Here is an 18,177-nt window from a genome sequence, read left to right as displayed (position 1 = left end):
GCGACGTCAACCCTCGTGCGAAACGGACCGCGACATGAACCTCCCGATCCAGTCCCCGACGGTCTCCGATACCTCCGCTTTCGCCGCTGGCGCCGCCTATATGGATGGCGCGTTCATGCCGCTGAGCGAGGCGCGCATCCCGGTCACCGACTGGGGCTATCGCCGTTCGGACGTGGTCTATGACGTGGTGAGCGTCTGGGACGGGACGTTCTTCCGCCTCGACGACCATCTCAAGCGCTTCCGCGCCTCGATGGAGTTCTCGCACCTCATCCCGGCGGAAAGCGACGACGAGATCCGTGCCATCCTGCACAAGCTGGTGGCCCTCGCCGGCCTGCGCGAGGCCTATGTGGCGATGGACTGCGTGCGCGGGCGCCCGGCGCCGGGCACGCAGTATCACCCGAAGAACGCCCGCCCCTACCTCATAGCCTACGCCATCCCATTCATCTGGCTGATGAAACCGGAGATCATCGAGCGTGGCGCCCATATGGTCATCGCCTCGACGCCACGTATCCCCGAGGCTTCGGTCAACGCCCGTGCGAAGAACTTCCACTGGGCCGACATGACCGCGGCGCTGTTCGAGGCCGACGCCCAGGGCGCCGACAACCCGATCCTGCTCGACGCCGCCGGCAACGTCACCGAGGGGCCGGGCTACAACGTTTTCTGCATCACCAACGGCGTGGTCGCCACACCCGACCGCAATGTGCTCGGCGGCATCACCCGGATGTCGGTGATCGAGCTCTGCGCCGAACTCGGCCTCCCCTGCGAGGTGCGCGACGTCAGCCTCGAGGAACTGCGCGACGCCGACGAGATCCTGGTGTCCTCCACCGCCGGTGGTCCGATCGGCGTCAGCCGGCTCGACGGGCGCATCCTCAACAACGACCGTCCCGGCCCGTTCACCCAGAAGCTGCGCGAGACCTATTGGGAGAAGCGCAAGGCCGGCTGGCACGGCGAGCTGGTCGACTACACCACGGTCTGATCTCCGGGCACCGCGCCCCGAGCCACGCCCACGAGAACGCCTTTCAAGGAAGCCTTCCAAGAAACAAGACCTTTCCAACCTTCCAGAGGATTGTCGCCGTGACGAAAGCCCGCCGTACTCTTCTCAAGACCCTGGCATTATTTGCCGGTAGCGTTCTGGTCAGCGCCTCCGCGATGGCCCAGAGCATCCCGGCCCCCGGCCCGACCGTCGAGGCGATCAAGAAGCGCGGCGAGCTGAATTGCGGCGTCGACGCCGGCATTCCCGGCTTCGCCTTCCAGGACGCCAGCGGCGCCTGGAAGGGCTTCGACGTCGACTATTGCAAGGCGCTGGCGGCCGCGGTGCTGGGTGATCCGGCCAAGGTGAAATATGTCGGCACCACCGCCAAGGTGCGCTTCACCGTGCTGCAATCCGGCGAAATCGACGTGCTGGTGCGCGATTCCACGCTCACCTTCGCCCGCGACATCGATCTCGGCCTCACCGAGGTGGCGGTGAACTTCTACGCCGGCCAGGGCTTCATGGTGCGCAAGAGCCTCGGCGTGAACTCGGCGGCCGAGCTCAACGGCGCCACCATGTGCATGCTCACCGGCGCGACGCTGGAGCTCAACATCGCCGACTTCGCCCGCTCCAAGGGCACCACGATCAACTCGCTGCTGTTCGAGAAGTCCGAGGAAGCCTTCGCCGCGGCGGAAAGCGGCCGCTGCGACGGCTATTCCGACGATACCGGCTCGCTCGCCGCCGCCCGCTCGACCATGAAGGTCCCGGACGACTGGGTCATCCTGCCGGACGTGATCTCCAAGGAGCCGCTGGGCCTCCACACCCGCGACGGCGACTACCGCTGGTCGGACATCGTATTCTGGGTCGATGCCGGCCTGAAGACCGCCGAGGAATTCGGCATCACCAAGGAGAATGTCGACGAGAAGAAGAGCTCGAGCGATCCCTTCGTGCGCCGCCTGCTCGGCCTTGAAGGCGATTTCGGCAAGAAGCTCGGCCTCGACAACGAGGCGTTCTATCGGGCGATCAAGTCCGTCGGCAATTACGGCCAGATCTACGACGCCTATTTCGGCCCCAAGGCGCTAGGCCTGCCGCGCGGCATCAACAATCTCTGGAACCAGGGCGGCCTGCACTACCCGCTGCCGTTCCGTTGAGATCCGCGCATGGCCGGAAAGTCGCGTAAGGGCGGCTCTTCGCTCTGGCCGATGAAAGCCTCCCACGCCCTGCTGATGCAGGGCGTGGCTCTCCTTATCGGGGGGCTCGTCATCGCCTGGTTCGCGCAGAACGCCGCCAGCAATCTCGCCCGCCGCAGCATGCAGCTCGACTTCGGCTTCCTCGGAAGCCCGGCCGGCTTCAGCATGCCGTTCCAGATCCTGTCCTTCGGCCCGACCGACACCTATTTCATGGCGCTGGTGACCGCCTTCGCCAACACGCTGCTGGTCTCGGCCATGGGCGTCATCACCGCCACCGTCGTCGGGCTCGGGCTCGGGGTGATGCGGTTGTCGCACAACTGGCTGCTGTCGACCGTTTCCGGCGCCATCGTCGAACTGGTGCGCAACACGCCGCAGCTGCTGCAGATCGTGTTCTGGTATGTCGGCGTGCTGCAAGTGCTGCCGCAAGCCCGCCAGAGCCTGTCCTTCGGCGACGTCGCCTTCCTAAACATACGCGGCCTGTTCCTGCCGGCGCCGATCGGCGGCCCGTGGAGCAGCGTGCTTCTCATCGCCTTCTTCCTCAGCCTCGCGCTGGCACCTCTGGCCCGCCGCTACCTTCCGCTGCATCCGCGCCGGAGCAGCCTGCTCTGGCTGGTCCCGCCGCTGCTGCTCATCGCGCTCGCCTTCAGCCTGAAGGGCTGGAGCCTGCCGGCGCTGAAGGGCTTCAACTTCGCCGGCGGCATGGTGCTGCCGCCGGAGCTGGTGGCCTTGTGGGCGGGCCTGTCGCTCTACACAGCCGCCTTTGTCGCCGAGATCGTGCGGGCCTCGGTGGAAGCGATCGGCAAGGGACAGGTCGAGGCGGCGAACAGCCTCGGGCTGAGTTCCTGGCTGACGCTGCGCCTGGTGGTGCTGCCGCAGGCGCTGCGGCTGATGATCCCGCAGCTGACCAACCAGTATCTCAACCTGATCAAGAGCTCCTCGCTCGGCGCCGCCATCGCCTATCCCGAAATCGTGCAGATCTTCGCCGGCACGGTGCTCAACCAGTCCGGTCGCGCCATCGAGGTGATGGTGATCGTGATGGGCGTGTTCCTGATCATCAACCTCGCCGCCTCCGCCGCCCTCGCGCAGCTGAACGAGCGCGTCGCGCTGAAGGAGCGCTGAGCCATGACCGAGAAGATCGCTCTCGCCGGCACCGGCACGACGGGAGGCTCCCCCCTCGTCGATGCGCCCCTGAATGGCGCGGCCTCTTCCAATGCGGCCGCGAACCGGGAGGCGGGCGCGGTAGCGAAGCGCCGCGCGACGACCACCGCGAGGGCGCGCCGCTGGCTGCGCGCCAATCTGTTCAGCTCGCCGCTGATGGGGGCGCTCAGCGTTCTCACCTTGCTGCTGCTCGGCCTCGCCCTGCCGCCCCTGTTCCGCTGGGCGTTTCTCGACGCCGTCTTCGACGGCTCAAATCGCAGCGTCTGTGGCGCCGGGGCCTGCTGGGCCTTCATCGCCGACCGGCTGGAACAGTTCGTCTATGGCCGCTACACGCCGGCGGAGCGCTGGCGGGTCGACGTCGCTCTGGCGCTCCTTGCCGGCTTCGCGGCACTATCGCTGTGGTCGCGCAATCCGCACCGGGCGCTGTCGGTGCTGCTGCTCGTCACGCTGTGCCCGGCCGTCGCCGCCGTGCTGCTGATCGGCGGCGTGTTCGGCCTGCCTTTCGTGCCGACCGACCAATGGGGCGGACTGTCGCTCAACATCATCCTCACCTTCGCCACGGTGGTGCTGGCCTTGCCGCTCGGCGTCGTGCTCGCCATGGGCCGGCGCTCGCAGCTGTCGGTGATCCGCTGGAGCTGCACCGCCTTCATCGAGGTGCTGCGCGGCGTGCCGCTGCTCACCGTGCTGTTCATGGCGATGGTAATGCTGCCGATGTTCCTGCCGGAGGGCGTCACCTTCGACCGGCTGGTGCGGGCGATCATCGGCCTGTCGCTGTTCGTCGCCGCCTATTTCGCCGAGATCATCCGCGCCGGCCTACAGGGCATCCCCAAGGGCCAGTACGAGGCGGCGGCGGCGATCGGTCTCGGCTTCTGGGGCGCGCACCGGCTGATCGTGCTGCCGCAGGCGTTCCGGCTGGTGGTGCCCGGCATCGTCAACACCGTGATCGACCTGTTCAAGGACACCACGCTGGTGTCGATCATCGGCCTGTTCGATCTGCTCGGCGTGGTCGGCCAGTCGATCAAGGACCCCAACTGGCTCGGCCTCGGCCGGGAGGGCTACGCCTTCGCAGCACTGGTCTTCTTCATCTGCTGCTATGCGATGTCGCTGCTCAGCCTCCGTATCGAGCGCCGCATCCGCAGTTCCAGCCACTGAACGGCGCGCCACCCACCGGGGCGCGCCGTGGCGGGAACTACGGCTTCAGGCTGAAGGCAAAGCGTATGGCGAGGTTGAGGCTGGCTGGCAGCACGGACATGTGCGTCTCGCCCGGCAGCAGCACATAGTCGGCGCCGAACTCCTTCACCGTTGCCAGCCGCTCGGCCATGATCCGGGTGTTGTCGACGATGCGGCTGTCCTCGAAGGCGGCGACACGCTTCGCTTCATCCTCCGCGCCGACCTGGAACGGCGCGAGCGCCTGTTCGTACTCGCCAACGATCAGCAGCGCCCGTCCGTTCGCCGCGCGTCCCGCCGCGATGAACTCTTCGGCTGCCTTCACGACGCCGCCGCCCTCCCACCACACGGCGGGGCTCGCCGCGATCCAGCGGGAGAACGCTTCCGGCTTGCGGAACAGCGTGTGCAGCACGAAAAGCCCGCCGAAGGAATGGCCGAGGATCGCCTGCCGGGCCGGATCGACCGGGACGCGGCAGGCGATCTCCGGCTTCAGCTCGTCCTCGATGAAGGCGAGGAAGTGATCGGCGCCGCCGGTGCGCACCTCCGGCCCATCCGGCGTGAACGGCGGATAGGCTTGGCCCGGCGGCGGCGCCAGGTCCCAGGAGCGCCGCACGCCGTCATAGGCGCCGTCCACCGGATAGCCGATGCCGACCATCACCCCCCAGCCGATGCCGGTGGCCAGCGGCCAGGCCGCCTGCACCCGCATGATGTCCGCCGCCGTTCCGGCCACTGCATTGGCATCGAGATAGTACATCACCGGCCAGCCGCCCTCCGGTGCCTCGCCGGGCGGGCGATAGAGGAAGATGCGCCAAGGCTCGCCACCCGCTGCCGGAGCGATGTCGAAGGTGACGGTATCGGGGATGGAAGCGTGGGTCATGACGCACTCTGCTTGCGGGACAGGAGCCAGAGGAAGACGGGCGCGCCGATCAGCGAGGCGATCAGGCCCGCCGGCATCTGCCAGGGAAAGGCGACCACGCGGCCGGTGAAGTCGGCCAGCACCATGATCAGCGCGCCGATCAGCGCGGCGCCGTAAAGCTCCGCGAGGGGCCGGCGCAGGCCGAGGAGGCGCGCCATATGCGGCGCCATCAGCCCGACGAAGGAGAGCGGGCCGATCAGCAGTGTCGCCATCGCTGTCGCCGCCGCCGCGAGCACGAGCAGCAGCGTCCGGCTGAGCGCCGGTGGCACGCCGAGGGCGCGGACTGCCGCCTCGCCGAGTGGCAGCATGTCAAGCCAGCGGGCCAGCAAGGGCAGCAGGGCCAGCACCAGAGCGGCCGCCACGAGGCTTGCCATGGCGGACGCCGCCGTCATGCCGTAGGTCGAGCCGGTCATCCAGTTGAACAACAGCACCGCGCGGGGATCGCCGCTCGCCATCAGCACGCTTACCAGCGCATCGAGCAATGCGCCGACGGCGATGCCGACCAGGATCACCCGTTCCGGCGCGCCCCGCGAGGCGCGGCCGAGCGCCAGCAGCACGAGCAGCGCGAGAAAGGCGCCGAGCGAGGCCGCCACCGTCTGCTCGACCCGCCCGAAATCCGCCAGCAGGAACAGCGCCACGGTGAGCCCGCAGGCGGCACCGGCGCTCACCCCCAGCACTTCGGGGCTCGCCATCGGATTGCCGGTCATGCGCTGAAGCACGCAACCGGCCACGGCCAGCAGCGATCCGCCCGCCAGCGCGGCGAGAGCCCGGGCCAGACGCATATCCCAGACCGATGCGTCCCCAACCGATGCCGGATCGCCGGGCCACGTCACCGACCAGCCGTCGAGGCCGGGCCCGACCGCGCTCGAGAGGAGGATCGCCAGAACCAAAAGAACACCGAGGACCGCCAGTCGCCGGTGCGGACGGGCACGGCCAGGATCGGCGCTTGCCGGCAGCAGTCCGGCGCCCGCATGCGGCGGCAGGCGCAGGCGCGGCACCAGCCAGAGCAGGAGCGGGGCGCCCAGCAGCGCGGTAACCGCGCCGGTCGGCAGCATCTCGTCGGAGACGTCGCCGGCGAGTTGCACCGCCTGGTCGGTCGCCCAGAGTAGCGCGGCGCCGAGCAGCGTCGAGGCCAGCATCTGCCCTCCCGCCCGGCGCGCGCCGCTGATGCGGGCCAGCGCCGGCGCGGCGAGCCCGACGAAACCGATGCAGCCGACCGCCGCGACCACACAGGCGGTGAGCGCCACTGCCACGACCAGCGCGCCGAGCCGGGCAGCGGCGAGCGACAGGCCGAGGCTGCGGGCGCTGGCATCGTCGAGACCGAGCAGCGTCAGCGGCCGCACCAGCAGGGCGGCGGCGAGGCCGGCGAGGGCAAGGCGCGGGGCCAGGAAGACCGGCTCCGACCAGTCCTGCTGGCTCAGCGAGCCGGCTCCCCACAGGAACAGGCCGGCAAGATAATGACTGTTGAACAAGGAGATAAGGGCAGCAAGCGCGCCGCTGTAGAGGCTGGTCACCATGCCGGCGAGGATCACCACCAGCGGCGCGAAATGGCTGCGCCGGGAGAGCAGCAGCACCAGCCCGATGGCGAGGAGACCGCCACCGAGGGCCACCCATTCGCGGCCGAAGCCGATCAGCGCCGGGGCCCAGACGAGGCCCGCCGCTAGAGCGAGATTGGCGCCGGCCTCGATGCCGAGCGTGGTGGGCGAGGCGATGGGATTGCGCAGCACCTGTTGCAGCAGCGCGCCGGCGAGCCCCAGCGCGGCTCCGGCAAGCAGGCTCACTGTCAGGCGGGGCGCGAAGCTGTAGGCGACCACCAGCTGCGCGGGGGAATCGATGTCCGGTGCCACCAGCGCCGTCCACCATGTCGCAACCGGCAGCTGGGCGGTGAGGTTGCCGAACGTCGCGCCGACGGCGAGGCCGATGAGGAGGACGATGAGGCCAGCCGGGCCGAGACGACGCAGGCCGCCGACGACGGGGGACCGATGCAGCGCGATGTCAGCCATTGGCCGCTTCTCCGGCGAGCAGGCGGGCCATCTGGTCGGCGAAGCGCATGGCGGAGGGCAGCATGCCGAACATCAGCACCGCCGGCAGGCGATGGACCCGCCCGGCGCGCACGAAGGGCAGGCTGTTCCACAGCGGGCTCGCCGCCAGCGTGTCCAGCGTGTCGGGGGAGATCGGCTCGAGATAGACGAGCCGGCTGGCGGGGCTTTCCGCCAGCGCCTCGATGCCGACGGTGCTGAAGCCCCAGTAATTGGCCGGCCGCGTCCAGCCATTGGTCAGGCCGCAGCGCTCCATCACGTCGCCGAACAGGCCGCCGGCGCCGTAGACGCGGACATGGCGGGTGTCGAGGAAGCTCACCACCATGGTCGGCTGGGCGGCGACGCCGCGCGCGGCAAGGAGCTGACGGGTCGCCGTCATGGTCGCCTCGGCGCGGGCGATCAGCGCCTCCCCTTCCCGCTCCCGCCCGAGGACGGTGGCGAGCTCGCGGGTGGCGGTGACGCTGCGGTCATAGGGATGGCCGACCGGCGGGGCGTAGACGGAAAACTCGCGGGTCGGCGCCACCCCTTCGAGCAGCCGGCGGATGCCGGCGAGATAGGGCGTGGTGACGATGAGGTCCGGCCGCAGGGCGGCGAGCAGTTCCAGATTCGGCTCGCGATCGGTGCCGAGATTGACGATGCCGGCCGGCAACGCCGGCTCGACCACCCAGTCCGCCCACGTACCGGGGTTGGGTAAAGCAATGGGCGGCAGTCCCATTTCGATCAGGGTCTCGGCGAGGCCGAAATCCAGCGAAACGATCCTGTGCGGCGGTCGAGCCGGCGTTTCGGCGCGCCCGGCACCCGGCAGCAGCGGGTGGGCGAGCGCACCGAGACAGAACCCGCCGCGCAGCACGGCCCGGCGGGAGACAAGCGCAGGCACGGTCACCAGCGATACTTCAGACCGGCGAGCACGGTGCGCGGGGCACCGAGATAGCAGTAGCCGGCGTCGCAGGTGACGTATTCCTCGTCCAGCAGGTTCTGGGCGTTGACCTGGAAGCTCCAGCCCTTGAGCTTCGGGTTGAGGAACTCGAAGTCGTAGCTCAGCTTGGCGTCGACGAGGGTGTAGGCGTCGTTCTCGAAGGTGTTGAGCGAGTCGCCCCAGGTCGCGCCGTTGTAGCGCACGCCGGCACCGATCCCGAGACCGGCGAGCTTCGAGCCGGGCTGGAACTGGTAGTCGGCCCACAGCGAGAAGGCGTTCTGCGGCTGGCCGGAGGGGGTCAGCCCGATCGTCGTCGGGTCGCCGGCGACGTTGGTCAGGTCGAGATAGGTATAGGCGCCGCGCAGCCTGAGGCCGGCGCCGAGATTGGCGACCGCCTCGAGTTCGAAGCCGCGCGCACGCACCTCGCCGGTCTGCACCTGGAAGAGCGGGTTGGTGTCGTCGGTGACCAGCCCGTTCTCCTGGTTGATCTGGAAGATCGCCGCGGTGAAGTAGCCGTCGAAGCCGATGGGCGCGTATTTCACGCCCGCCTCGATCTGCTTGGAGGTGGTCGGCGAGAAGGCGTCGCCATTGATGTCGACGCCCAGATTCGGGGCGAAGGACGTCGAATAGGTGACGTAGGGCGCGATGCCGTTGTCGAACACATAGGTCAGGCCGACGCGTCCGGTGAACTCGCTGTCGTCATTGTCTTCCGACGTGTCGTTCAGCAGGTCGTCATCCTTGCTGTCGACCCAGTCCTGCCGGCCGGTCAGGGTCAGGATCCAGCGGTCGAACTTCGCCTGCTCCTGAATATAGACGCCGGTCTGGTTCTGCGTCTGCTTGTAGCGGGAGTAGTTGAAGTCGGGATCGTAGGTCGGGCCGAGCGGCTGCCCGGTGTTGAAGTCGAAATCGGACGCCGTGCCGAAGCCGATGCCGCCATCCAGCGACAGATAGGTGTAGTCGAGGCCGAACAGCACCTTGTGCGTGACGGCGCCGGTCACGAAGTCGGCCTGCACCTGATTGTCGACGGCGAAGCTGTCGAGGATATCATGCACATAGCCGGTGCCGCGTGTGCCGATATTGGTGTCCGGGTCGATGCCGTACAGGCTGGTGTAGCGCACCGTGGTATCGGCGTTGCCGTAGCGCAGGTTCTGGCGGAAGGTGAAGACGTCGTTGAACTCGTGCTCGGCCGAATAGCCGACGCGCCACTGCTCCTGCGGCTGGCTGTTATAGTCGCCGGGCGCGCGGCTGAAGGTCTCCGCGCCGGTGCCGTCCCAGGCATAGAACGGCAGCGAGGCCGGGGTTTCTGATTTCTGGTACTCGCCGAGGAAGGTGATCTTGGTCTGGTCGTTCGGCTTCCAGGTCAGTGCCGGGGCGATATAGGTCATGTCGTTGACGCCGCCGCCGAGCGTGTTCGGCGAGCCGGCATCGCGCAGCAGGCCGGTCAGGCGGTAGAGGAACTCGCCATCCTTGTCGAGCGGGCCGCCAATGTCGAACTGGCCCTGCCACCAGTCGTAATTGCCGCCCTGCACCTCGACTTCGCCGAAGGCTTCCTCGGTCGGGCGCTTGGAGGTGACGTCGACGAGGCCGCCGGGCGAACCGAGGCCATAGAGCGCCGAAGACGGGCCGCGCAGCACGGTGATGTTCTCGACGCCATAGGGCTCGATCTTGAACACCGACATGTTGGCGCCCGGCCAGCGCAGGCCGTCGCGGTAGATGCCGTTATAGGTGGTGTCGAAGCCGCGAATGGTGAACACGTCGAAGCGCGGGTCGTAGCCGCTCTGGCCGGTGCGCACGCCGGGGGTGTAGGCCACCGCCTGGGTCAGCGACTGCACGTTGCGGTCGTCGAGTTCCTGCCGTGTGACGACCGAGACCGATTGCGGCGTCTCAAGGAGCGGCGTGTCGGTCTTGGTGCCGGCGGTGCTGCGGGTGGCGACATAGCCGACCGTGCCGTCGCCGGTGCCCTGCACGGCGATGGTGTCGAGTTCGATGCCGACCGTCTCGCCGGAGGTCGCCGTCGAGGCGGCCGGGTCGACGATGGTGACGCGGTTCGGCGCGGTGAAGCGATAAGTCAGGCCGGTGCCGCGCAGCAGCACCTCCAGCGCCTGCGGCGGGCTCATGGTGCCCGAGACCGCCGAGGAGCGTCGGCCGCCGAACTTCGCGGTGTCGAAGAACACCCGCACGCTAGCCTTCTGCGCGAAGGCGAGGACGGCGCCGTTGAGGTCCTGCGCGGGAATGTCGAAGGCGATGCGGCCCGGCGCGACGGTCGCCGTGGTCTGCGCCTGGGCGAGGGCCGGCGACATCGATGCCCCGAGCGCCGTCGCCATGAGGCCGAGAGCCAGGGCCTGACACGCCGCGCCACCGAGATAATGACGCCGCAGACGCCGCGCGCCGCTCGTCACCCCAAAACCAGCCCCAAGCCCTGCCCCAAACCTCATGGATCGTCCTTCCTTCATCCCAGATCGCGCCCATGGCACGGCGGCCCGCTCACACGGACTTGCAGGAAGGAAGACAACTCACGGACCCGTGACCGTAAAAAAAGTTCACAATTCCTGAACTTTTTCAGTAAAGCACTGTGATCAATGGATAAATCGAGCGCGACCCAATACCGAGCTCCGAGGTGATGGTGTCGATGGCGTCGTCGAGGTCGCTGGTCGGGAACACGCCGCTGACCCGCCGCTTCGCCAGCTCGCCGTCGAGAATGACGATGCGGCCGCGCCGGTAGCGGTTAAGCGTCTCCACCACGTGGTTCAGCCGGGCGCCGTTGAAGACCAGCATGCCGCGCCGCCACGCCGTCGCGGTCTCGATGTCGCGGGTGCGAATGCGGCCGATGCGCCCGTCGCTGCGGTAACGCACCTCCTGCCCGGGCGACAGCACGACGCCGTTGCGCGTCGCGGTGCCGGCCGCCGCGCCGGAGGCGACCTCCACCTGATGCTCGACGGCCAGCACGTCGGCGGCGTCGCCGCTCTCCTCGATGACGAACCTGGTGCCGAGTGCGGTGGTGGTGCCGCCGGCGGCCTCGGCGACGAAGGGACGGGATTCGGCGCCGGCCCGCGGCGCGACGGTGAAGAACGCCTCGCCGACCAGCAGCCGCACCCGGCGCTCGTCCTCGCCATAGGCGAGCGCGATGGCGCTGGAGGGACCGAGTTCGACCGTGCTGCCGTCCGGCAGCGAAATGGTGCGCAATTCACCGGGCGCGGTGCGGTAGTCGGCGGCGAGCATCAGCCAGGGATCGCCGAACTGGAAGCGGGCCACGCCGGCGGCAAGCACCAGCAGCCCGACGAGCGCGCCGATCCGCACCGCCTTGCGCGCGGCGGAAGCCTGCCGGGGCGGCGTCAGCACCGTCCGCAGCGGCCCGGGATCGTGCCGCAGGGCGCCGAGCTCGCGCCAGGTGGCGCTCGCCTCCTCGAAGGCGGCGCGATGCTCGGGATCCGCCCCGAGCCAGGCGCGCAGGGCGCCCTTCTCCATATCGCTCAGCGGCGAGCCGTCGAGCCGCGCCACCCATTCGGCGGCCCGCTGCTCGACATCCTCCGCATATTGCCCGCTATCGCTCACGGCTCGTTCCATGACATGTCGCACTCGCCCTATACGACAACCGAACCGGGGCGCGACCGTAAAAATCGCCTCAGCGGGCTCGCAGGCGCCGCGTCATATGGGCGATGGCCATGGCGAGATGCTTCTGCACCGCGCTTTCCGAGAGGCCGAGGCGCTGGGCGACCTCGGCATGGGTGAGACCGTCGATGCGGTTCAGCACGAAGATCTGCTGCGTGCGGCGCGGCATCTCCTGCACCAGCAGATGGATGCGCTCGAGCTGCAGGCGGGAATCGACGGCGTCCTCGGGGGTCGGCTGGTCGGCGGCGATCTCGCCGAACGCCTCCGGCGCGACGACGTCGGTGCGCCGGCGGGCTTCCTGCTTCAGATGGTTGAGCAGCAAATTGCGGGCGACGGTGTAGAGATAGGCGCGGAAATCCTGAACGCGGGTCTCCGGCCGCTCGATGACACGGACGAAAGTGTCCTGCACGAGGTCACTCGCCATGTGCTGATCACCCAGCCGGCGATTGAGGTAGCGCCTCAGCTCGGTCCCATGCGCAGAGAAGACGAGCGACAGGTCTGGCTGCATGAAATCGGCACCCGCCATCCGCATCACGAATACGTATGGGGTCGACCTCTAACATGGGAGGAAACCCGAAGTAAGATCGCTGGACAAACGTTGTAACGGCTATAAAAAGTGCCTGCCGGCGCTATTTTATAATTGTTCGGATCTATGCTTCGCCCTCGGAAGTCCGGCCGCCGGTGCGGAAGGCTTGTCGGCCGGCAACCGGAGGTCTGCGGACGACCTCGCATGGCGTTTGGGGCGGCATCCGCGCGTGTGGCCGCGCGCGCCGGCCGCGCGGGCGTGACCGCGCGGACTTGGCGCACCTTCGGCATGTGGGCGGGCGTCGCGTCGGGGATGGATGATGGCGCCGACATCCCCTATCAAGGACGTCGACCGACCTATGTCGCCCTGCCATCGCAAAGAGAAAGAAACCGCTCCATGAAGTCGCGCGCCGCCGTCGCCTGGGAAGCCAAGAAGCCGCTCACCATCGAGACCATCGAGATCGGCGGACCCAAGCCCGGCGAGGTGCTGGTCGAGATCATGGCGACCGGCGTCTGCCACACCGACGCCTACACGCTGGACGGGCTCGATTCGGAGGGCAAGTTCCCGGCGATCCTCGGCCATGAGGGCGCGGGCATCGTGCGCGAGGTCGGCGCCGGCGTCACCTCGCTGAAGGTCGGCGACCACGTCATCCCGCTCTACACGCCGGAATGCCGGCAGTGCAAAACCTGCCTGTCGCAGCGCTCCAACCTGTGCACCTCGATCCGCGCCACCCAGGGCCAGGGCCTGATGCCGGATCGCACCACGCGCTTCTCGTGCGAGCGGACCGGCGGCCAGGGCGGCGAGATCTTCCACTATATGGGCTGCTCGACCTTCTCGAACTTCACCGTGCTGCCGGAGATCGCGCTCGCCAAGGTGCGCGAGGACGCCCCCTTCGATAAGATCTGCTACATCGGCTGCGGCGTCACCACCGGCATCGGTGCGGTGGTCTACACCGGCAAGGTCTGGCCCGGCGCCAATGTCGTGGTGTTCGGCCTCGGCGGCATCGGCCTCAACGTGATCCAGGGCGCCCGCATGGTCGGCGCCGACAAGATCATCGGCGTCGACATCAATCCCGCCAAGGTGGCGATGGCCAAGAAGTTCGGCATGACCGACTTCATCAACCCGCTTGAGGTCGGCAACGACAAGGTGGTGCAGGCGATCCAGGACCTCACCGATGGCGGCGCCGACTTCACCTTCGACTGTACCGGCAATGTCAACGTGATGCGCCAGGCGCTGGAAGCCTGCCATCGCGGCTGGGGCACCTCGATCGTCATCGGCGTGGCGCCGGCCGGGGCGGAAATCTCCACCCGCCCGTTCCAACTGGTCACCGGCCGCAACTGGCGCGGCTCGGCCTTCGGCGGCGCGCGCGGGCGCACCGACGTGCCGAAGATCGTCGACTGGTACATGGAGGGCAAGATCAACATCGACGACCTGATCACTCACACCATGCCGCTCGACGAGATCAACACCGCCTTCGACCTGATGCATGAGGGCAAGTCGATCCGTTCGGTGGTGATCTACTGATGGCCGGGGCGATGGAGACCGTCTCCAAGGCGAAGTCGCATGGCGGCGTACAGGGCGTCTACCGGCACGCGTCGAAGGTCACCGGCACGCCGATGACCTTCGCGGTGTTCGTGCCGCCGCAGGCCGCCAACGGCCCGGTGCCGGTGCTGTGGTATCTGTCCGGCCTCACCTGCACCCATGCCAATGTCATGGAGAAGGGCGAGTACCGCGCCGCCGCCGCCCGGCACGGCGTCATCATCGTCGCGCCCGACACCAGCCCGCGCGGCGAGACCGTGCCGGACGAGCCGGACAACTGGCAGTTCGGCTCTGGCGCCGGCTTCTATGTCGACGCGACGCAGGAGCCCTATGCCGCGAACTACAAGATGTATTCCTACATCGTCGAGGAACTCACCGCGCTGATCGCCGCCGAGTTCCCTGCCGACATGGCCCGTCAGGGCATTTTCGGCCATTCCATGGGCGGGCATGGCGCGCTGACCATCGCGCTCAAGCACCCGGATCGCTTCAAGAGCTGCTCGGCCTTCGCGCCGATCGTGCAACCCTCGACGGCGGACTGGTCGCGGCCGGCGCTGGAGAAATATCTCGGCAAGGACGAGCTGGCCTGGCGCAGCTATGACGCGGTGGCGCTGATCGAGGACGGCAAGCGCTTCCCGGAGCTGCTGGTCGACCAGGGCGCCGCCGACCCGTTCCTCAAGACCGGCCTGCGTCCGGAGATCCTTGCCGATGCCTGCAAGGCGGCCGGCATCCCGCTCGCGCTGAACCTGCGCGAGGGCTACGACCACTCCTACTACTTCATCTCGACCTTCATGGCCGACCATATCGCCTGGCACGCCAAGCGACTGGGTCTCTAGAAACGGCTCGGTCTGTAGGAACCGACAAGATTGCCGGCGGAGGCTCCCCGCCGCCGGCAATGACGCGCCTCACGCATCCGGCGCGACGGTATGGCCGGCGAGCAGCTCGAGCGCCTTGACCAGCGCCGAGTGATCGAGCGCTGCCCCGCCATGCGCCGCGACCGAGGAGAACAGCTGCTGCGCCAGCGCCGTCGACGGCAGCGACATCTGCATCTGCCGCGCGCCGTTCAGCGCCAGGTTCAGGTCCTTCTGGTGCAGCTCGATGCGGAAGCCGGGGTTGAAGGTCCGCTTCACCATGCGCTCGCCATGCACTTCCAGGATGCGCGAATTGGCGAAGCCGCCCATCAGCGCCTGCCGCACCTTGGCCGGATCAGCGCCGGCCTTGGAGGCGAACAGCAGCGCCTCGCCGACCGCCAGGATGTTGAGCGCGACGATGATCTGGTTCGCCACCTTGGTGGTCTGGCCGTCGCCATTGCCACCGACCAGGGTGATGTTCTTGCCCATCTTCTCGAACAGCGGCTTCACCGTTTCGAAGGCCTTCTCGGGGCCACCGACCATGATGGTGAGCGAGGCGGCCTTGGCGCCGACCTCGCCGCCTGAGACCGGCGCATCGAGATAATCGCAGCCGAGCTCGTTGATCTTCTTGGCGTATTCCTTGGTCTCCACCGGGGCGATGGAGGACATGTCGACGACGATCTTGCCCGGGGTCAGGCCGGCGGCGACGCCGCCCTCGCCGAACAGCGCCGCACCGACATGCGGGGTATCGGGCACCATGGTGATGACGATGTCGGCGTTCTTCGCCACCTCGGTGGCGTTGGCGCAGGCGACGCCGCCCTTGCCGGTGAGTTCCGCCGGCACCGGCTTGATGTCGTAGAGATACAGCGTGTGACCGGCGTCGATCAGGTGCCCCGCCATCGGCGCGCCCATGATCCCAAGACCGACAAATCCCACCTTGGCCATCGTCATTTCCTCATCTCGTACTGAAAGAAGTAGCGCTTATGCCTTGAACTTCTTGGCAATCGCTTCGGTGGAGCGCGCGAGCAGGCCGGTGTCGATGCCCACCGCCGTGAAGGTGCAGCCGGCCGCCATGTAGCGGCGCGCCAGCGCCTCGTCGCCGGTGAGGATTCCGGCCGGCTTGCCGGCGGCGACGATGCGGCGGATGGTCTTCTCGATCAGCTCGACGATGATCGGGTTGCCCTGGTCGCCGAGATAGCCGAGATCGGCCGACAGGTCGCCCGGCCCGATGAACAGCCCGTCGATGCCCGGCACCGCCGCGATGGCCTCCAGATTGTCGAGGCCCTGCTGCGTCTCGATCTGCACCAGGAGGCACAGCTCCTCATGCGCGCGATGGTGATAGTTCTTCACCCGGCCGAAGCGCGTCGCCCGCGAGGCACCGGCGAAGCCGCGCACCCCGTCCGGCGCGAAGCGGGTCGCCGCCACCACCGCCTGCGCCTGCTCCACCGTCTCGACCATCGGCACGAGGAAGCTGAGGGTGCCGATGTCGAGATAGCGCTTGATGACGATGGGGTCGTTGACCGGGATGCGCACGATCGGATGCGTGGTGTCGCCCGCCATCGCCTGCAGCTGCGCCATGACGCTCGGCACGTCATTGGGCGCGTGCTCGGCGTCGAGCAGCAGCCAGTCGAAGCCGGAGCCGGCGAGGATCTCGGTGGCGGTCGGGCTCGCCATGGAATTCCAGAAGCCGATCTGCTGCTGGCCGGCCAGGATGGCGCGCTTGAAGGTATTGACGGGCAGGTCCACGGAACGTCCTTTCGGGTAGTCGGCAGAAGGGGGTGAGGTCGGCGCGCCGGCTATTCGGCGAGCGCTTCCTTGCGGGTCTTCAGCACCGCGGGGGAGAGCATGGCGAGCAGCATCACCGCGACCACGCCGAGCAGCACGGCGCTGATCGGCCGGGTGAGGAACACCGACGGGTCGCCATCGGAGAGCTGCATGGCACGGCGGAAATTCTCCTCCAGCTGCGGCCCGAGCACGAGGCCGAGCAGCAGCGGCGCCGGCTCGACGCCGACCTTGATGAAGAAGTAGCCGACCACCGCGCAGCCCAGCATCAGCCAGACATTGAAGGCGCTGTTGGAGATGCCGTAGGTGCCGATGCAGCAGAACAGCACGATGGCGGGGAACAGCAGCCGGTAGGGGATCTTCAGCATCGACACCCACAGCCCGACCAGCGGCAGGTTGATGATCAAGAGCATCAGGTTGCCGGTCCACATCGAGGCGATGACGCCCCAGACCAGCGCCGGCTGCTCGGTCATCACCTGCGGGCCGGGCTGGATGCCCTGCATCATCAGGGCGCCGATCATCAGCGCCATCAGCGCGTTGGCGGGGATGCCGAGGGTGAGCAGCGGGATGAACGAGGTCTGCGCGCCGGCATTATTGGCCGCTTCCGGGCCGGCGACGCCCTCGATGGCGCCCTTGCCGAAGCGCGAGGGGTCCTTCGCCATCTTCTTTTCCAGCGCATAGGCGGTGAAGGGCGGCAGCGCCGCGCCGCCGCCCGGCAGCACGCCGAGCGCCGAGCCGATGAAGGTGCCGCGCACCATGGCGGGGAATGCCGCCTTGAGGTCGGCGCGCGAGGGGATGAGGTCGCGCAGCTTCTGGCTCACCACCTGCCGCACCTCGGGGCGCTCCAGATTGGCGATGATCTCGGCGAGGCCGAACATGCCCATCGCCACCGGCACGAAGTCGAGCCCGTCGGCCAGCGCGGGAACGCCGAAGGTCATGCGGGCGATGCCGGAATTGACGTCGATGCCGACCGTGCCGATCAGCAGGCCGAGGAACACCATGGCCAGCGACTTCGCCACCGAGCCATGCGCCAGGATCACCGCGGCGAACAGGCCGAGCACCAGCAGGCTGAAATATTCGACGGCGGCGAATTTCAGCGCCAGCGCCGCCAGCGGCAGGCTCAGCACCGCGATGACGACCGTGGCCACCGTGCCGGCGAAGAAGGAGGAGATGGCCGCGATGGCGAGGGCCGGGCCGGCCCTGCCCTGCTTCGCCATCTCGTGGCCGTCGAGGCAGGTGACGACCGAGGAGGTCTCGCCGGGCACGTTGACCAGGATCGCCGTGGTCGAGCCGCCATATTGCGCGCCGTAGAAGATGCCGGCGAGCATGATCAGCGCCGAGGCCGGCTCCAGCCCGAAGGTGAAGGGCAAGAGCAGCGCCACGGTGGGAATCGGCCCGATGCCCGGCAGCACGCCGATGGCGGTGCCGATGACGACGCCGATCAGGCAGTAGATCAGGTTGTTCAGCTGCAGGGCGGTGGAGAGGCCGAGCAGCAGATTGTCGAACAGTTCCATGGC

Annotated in this window: 15 protein-coding genes; 6 read left to right on the top strand and 9 right to left on the bottom strand. The window is 68.1% G+C overall.

What is annotated here, in order from left to right; all coding sequences use genetic code 11:
* The first annotated feature begins 34 nt into the window (after positions 1-34).
* From KHC28_RS16820 to KHC28_RS16805, 4 genes are all read left to right on the top strand, one after another.
* The gene (locus KHC28_RS16820; RefSeq protein ID WP_214009498.1) at positions 35-976 is read left to right on the top strand and encodes an aminotransferase class IV; all 942 of its coding nucleotides are present in this window, start codon (positions 35-37) and stop codon (positions 974-976) included.
* Positions 977-1,074: 98 nt separating this feature from the next.
* The gene (locus KHC28_RS16815; protein WP_312893236.1) at positions 1,075-2,121 is read left to right on the top strand and encodes an amino acid ABC transporter substrate-binding protein; all 1,047 of its coding nucleotides are present in this window, start codon (positions 1,075-1,077) and stop codon (positions 2,119-2,121) included.
* 9 nt (positions 2,122-2,130) lie between these two features.
* Entirely contained in the window at positions 2,131-3,279 is a 1,149-nt protein-coding gene (locus KHC28_RS16810) for an amino acid ABC transporter permease (RefSeq protein WP_214009497.1), read from the top strand.
* A gap of 3 nt (positions 3,280-3,282) precedes the next feature.
* Positions 3,283-4,470 carry an amino acid ABC transporter permease gene (locus tag KHC28_RS16805; RefSeq protein ID WP_214009496.1) on the top strand — a complete coding sequence of 396 codons (1,188 nt, stop codon included), beginning with the start codon at positions 3,283-3,285 and terminating at the stop codon, positions 4,468-4,470.
* A gap of 37 nt (positions 4,471-4,507) precedes the next feature.
* Here KHC28_RS16805 and KHC28_RS16800 read toward each other — a convergent pair whose 3' ends face one another.
* The 6 genes from KHC28_RS16800 to KHC28_RS16775 all read right to left on the bottom strand — a co-directional run bounded on the left by KHC28_RS16800 (position 4,508) and on the right by KHC28_RS16775 (position 12,473).
* Entirely contained in the window at positions 4,508-5,362 is an 855-nt protein-coding gene (locus KHC28_RS16800) for an alpha/beta hydrolase (RefSeq protein ID WP_214009495.1), read from the bottom strand.
* Positions 5,359-7,404 carry a Fe(3+)-hydroxamate ABC transporter permease FhuB gene (gene fhuB, locus KHC28_RS16795; RefSeq protein WP_214009494.1) on the bottom strand — a complete coding sequence of 682 codons (2,046 nt, stop codon included), beginning with the start codon at positions 7,402-7,404 and terminating at the stop codon, positions 5,359-5,361. Before fhuB ends, KHC28_RS16800 begins: the two co-directional genes overlap by 4 nt.
* Positions 7,397-8,323, bottom strand: coding sequence for an iron-siderophore ABC transporter substrate-binding protein (locus tag KHC28_RS16790; protein WP_312893235.1), 927 nt, complete (start codon positions 8,321-8,323; stop codon positions 7,397-7,399). Before KHC28_RS16790 ends, fhuB begins: the two co-directional genes overlap by 8 nt.
* The gene (locus KHC28_RS16785; RefSeq protein ID WP_246564921.1) at positions 8,320-10,656 is read right to left on the bottom strand and encodes a TonB-dependent siderophore receptor; all 2,337 of its coding nucleotides are present in this window, start codon (positions 10,654-10,656) and stop codon (positions 8,320-8,322) included. The genes KHC28_RS16790 and KHC28_RS16785 overlap by 4 nt, the downstream gene beginning before the upstream one ends.
* 259 nt (positions 10,657-10,915) lie before the next feature.
* Positions 10,916-11,908 carry a FecR family protein gene (locus tag KHC28_RS16780; RefSeq protein WP_312893234.1) on the bottom strand — a complete coding sequence of 331 codons (993 nt, stop codon included), beginning with the start codon at positions 11,906-11,908 and terminating at the stop codon, positions 10,916-10,918.
* A 70-nt stretch (positions 11,909-11,978) separates the two neighbouring features.
* A complete protein-coding gene (locus KHC28_RS16775) occupies positions 11,979-12,473 on the bottom strand; it encodes an RNA polymerase sigma factor (protein ID WP_214009952.1) in 495 nt (164 codons plus the stop codon).
* Positions 12,474-12,887: 414 nt separating this feature from the next.
* Here KHC28_RS16775 and KHC28_RS16770 point away from each other — a divergent pair, with 414 nt between their 5' ends.
* Together KHC28_RS16770 and fghA are read left to right on the top strand one after the other, a co-directional pair.
* Positions 12,888-14,015, top strand: coding sequence for an S-(hydroxymethyl)glutathione dehydrogenase/class III alcohol dehydrogenase (locus KHC28_RS16770; RefSeq protein WP_214009491.1), 1,128 nt, complete (start codon positions 12,888-12,890; stop codon positions 14,013-14,015).
* Between the two features lie 11 nt (positions 14,016-14,026).
* A complete protein-coding gene (fghA, locus tag KHC28_RS16765) occupies positions 14,027-14,863 on the top strand; it encodes an S-formylglutathione hydrolase (RefSeq protein WP_214009951.1) in 837 nt (278 codons plus the stop codon).
* A 69-nt stretch (positions 14,864-14,932) separates the two neighbouring features.
* On the opposite strand, the gene KHC28_RS16760 is transcribed toward fghA, so the two are convergent.
* Genes KHC28_RS16760 through KHC28_RS16750 form a run of 3 tightly spaced genes read right to left on the bottom strand, consistent with a single transcriptional unit; the run spans position 14,933 to position 18,174 of the window.
* Positions 14,933-15,823: a 2-hydroxy-3-oxopropionate reductase gene (locus KHC28_RS16760; protein ID WP_214009490.1), complete on the bottom strand. Its 891-nt coding sequence runs from the start codon at positions 15,821-15,823 to the stop codon at positions 14,933-14,935.
* A gap of 36 nt (positions 15,824-15,859) precedes the next feature.
* Positions 15,860-16,624 (bottom strand): HpcH/HpaI aldolase family protein, encoded by a 765-nt coding sequence (locus tag KHC28_RS16755; RefSeq protein ID WP_214009489.1) that lies wholly within the window; start codon positions 16,622-16,624, stop codon positions 15,860-15,862.
* A 50-nt stretch (positions 16,625-16,674) separates the two neighbouring features.
* A complete protein-coding gene (locus KHC28_RS16750; protein WP_214009488.1) occupies positions 16,675-18,174 on the bottom strand; it encodes a tripartite tricarboxylate transporter permease in 1,500 nt (499 codons plus the stop codon).
* Positions 18,175-18,177 lie beyond the last annotated feature (3 nt).

The sequence above is a fragment of the Ancylobacter sonchi genome (assembly GCF_018390695.1).
In the GTDB taxonomy this organism is placed as follows: Bacteria; Pseudomonadota; Alphaproteobacteria; order Rhizobiales; family Xanthobacteraceae; genus Ancylobacter; species Ancylobacter sonchi.
This window is presented reverse-complemented; position numbering and strand designations above follow the sequence as displayed.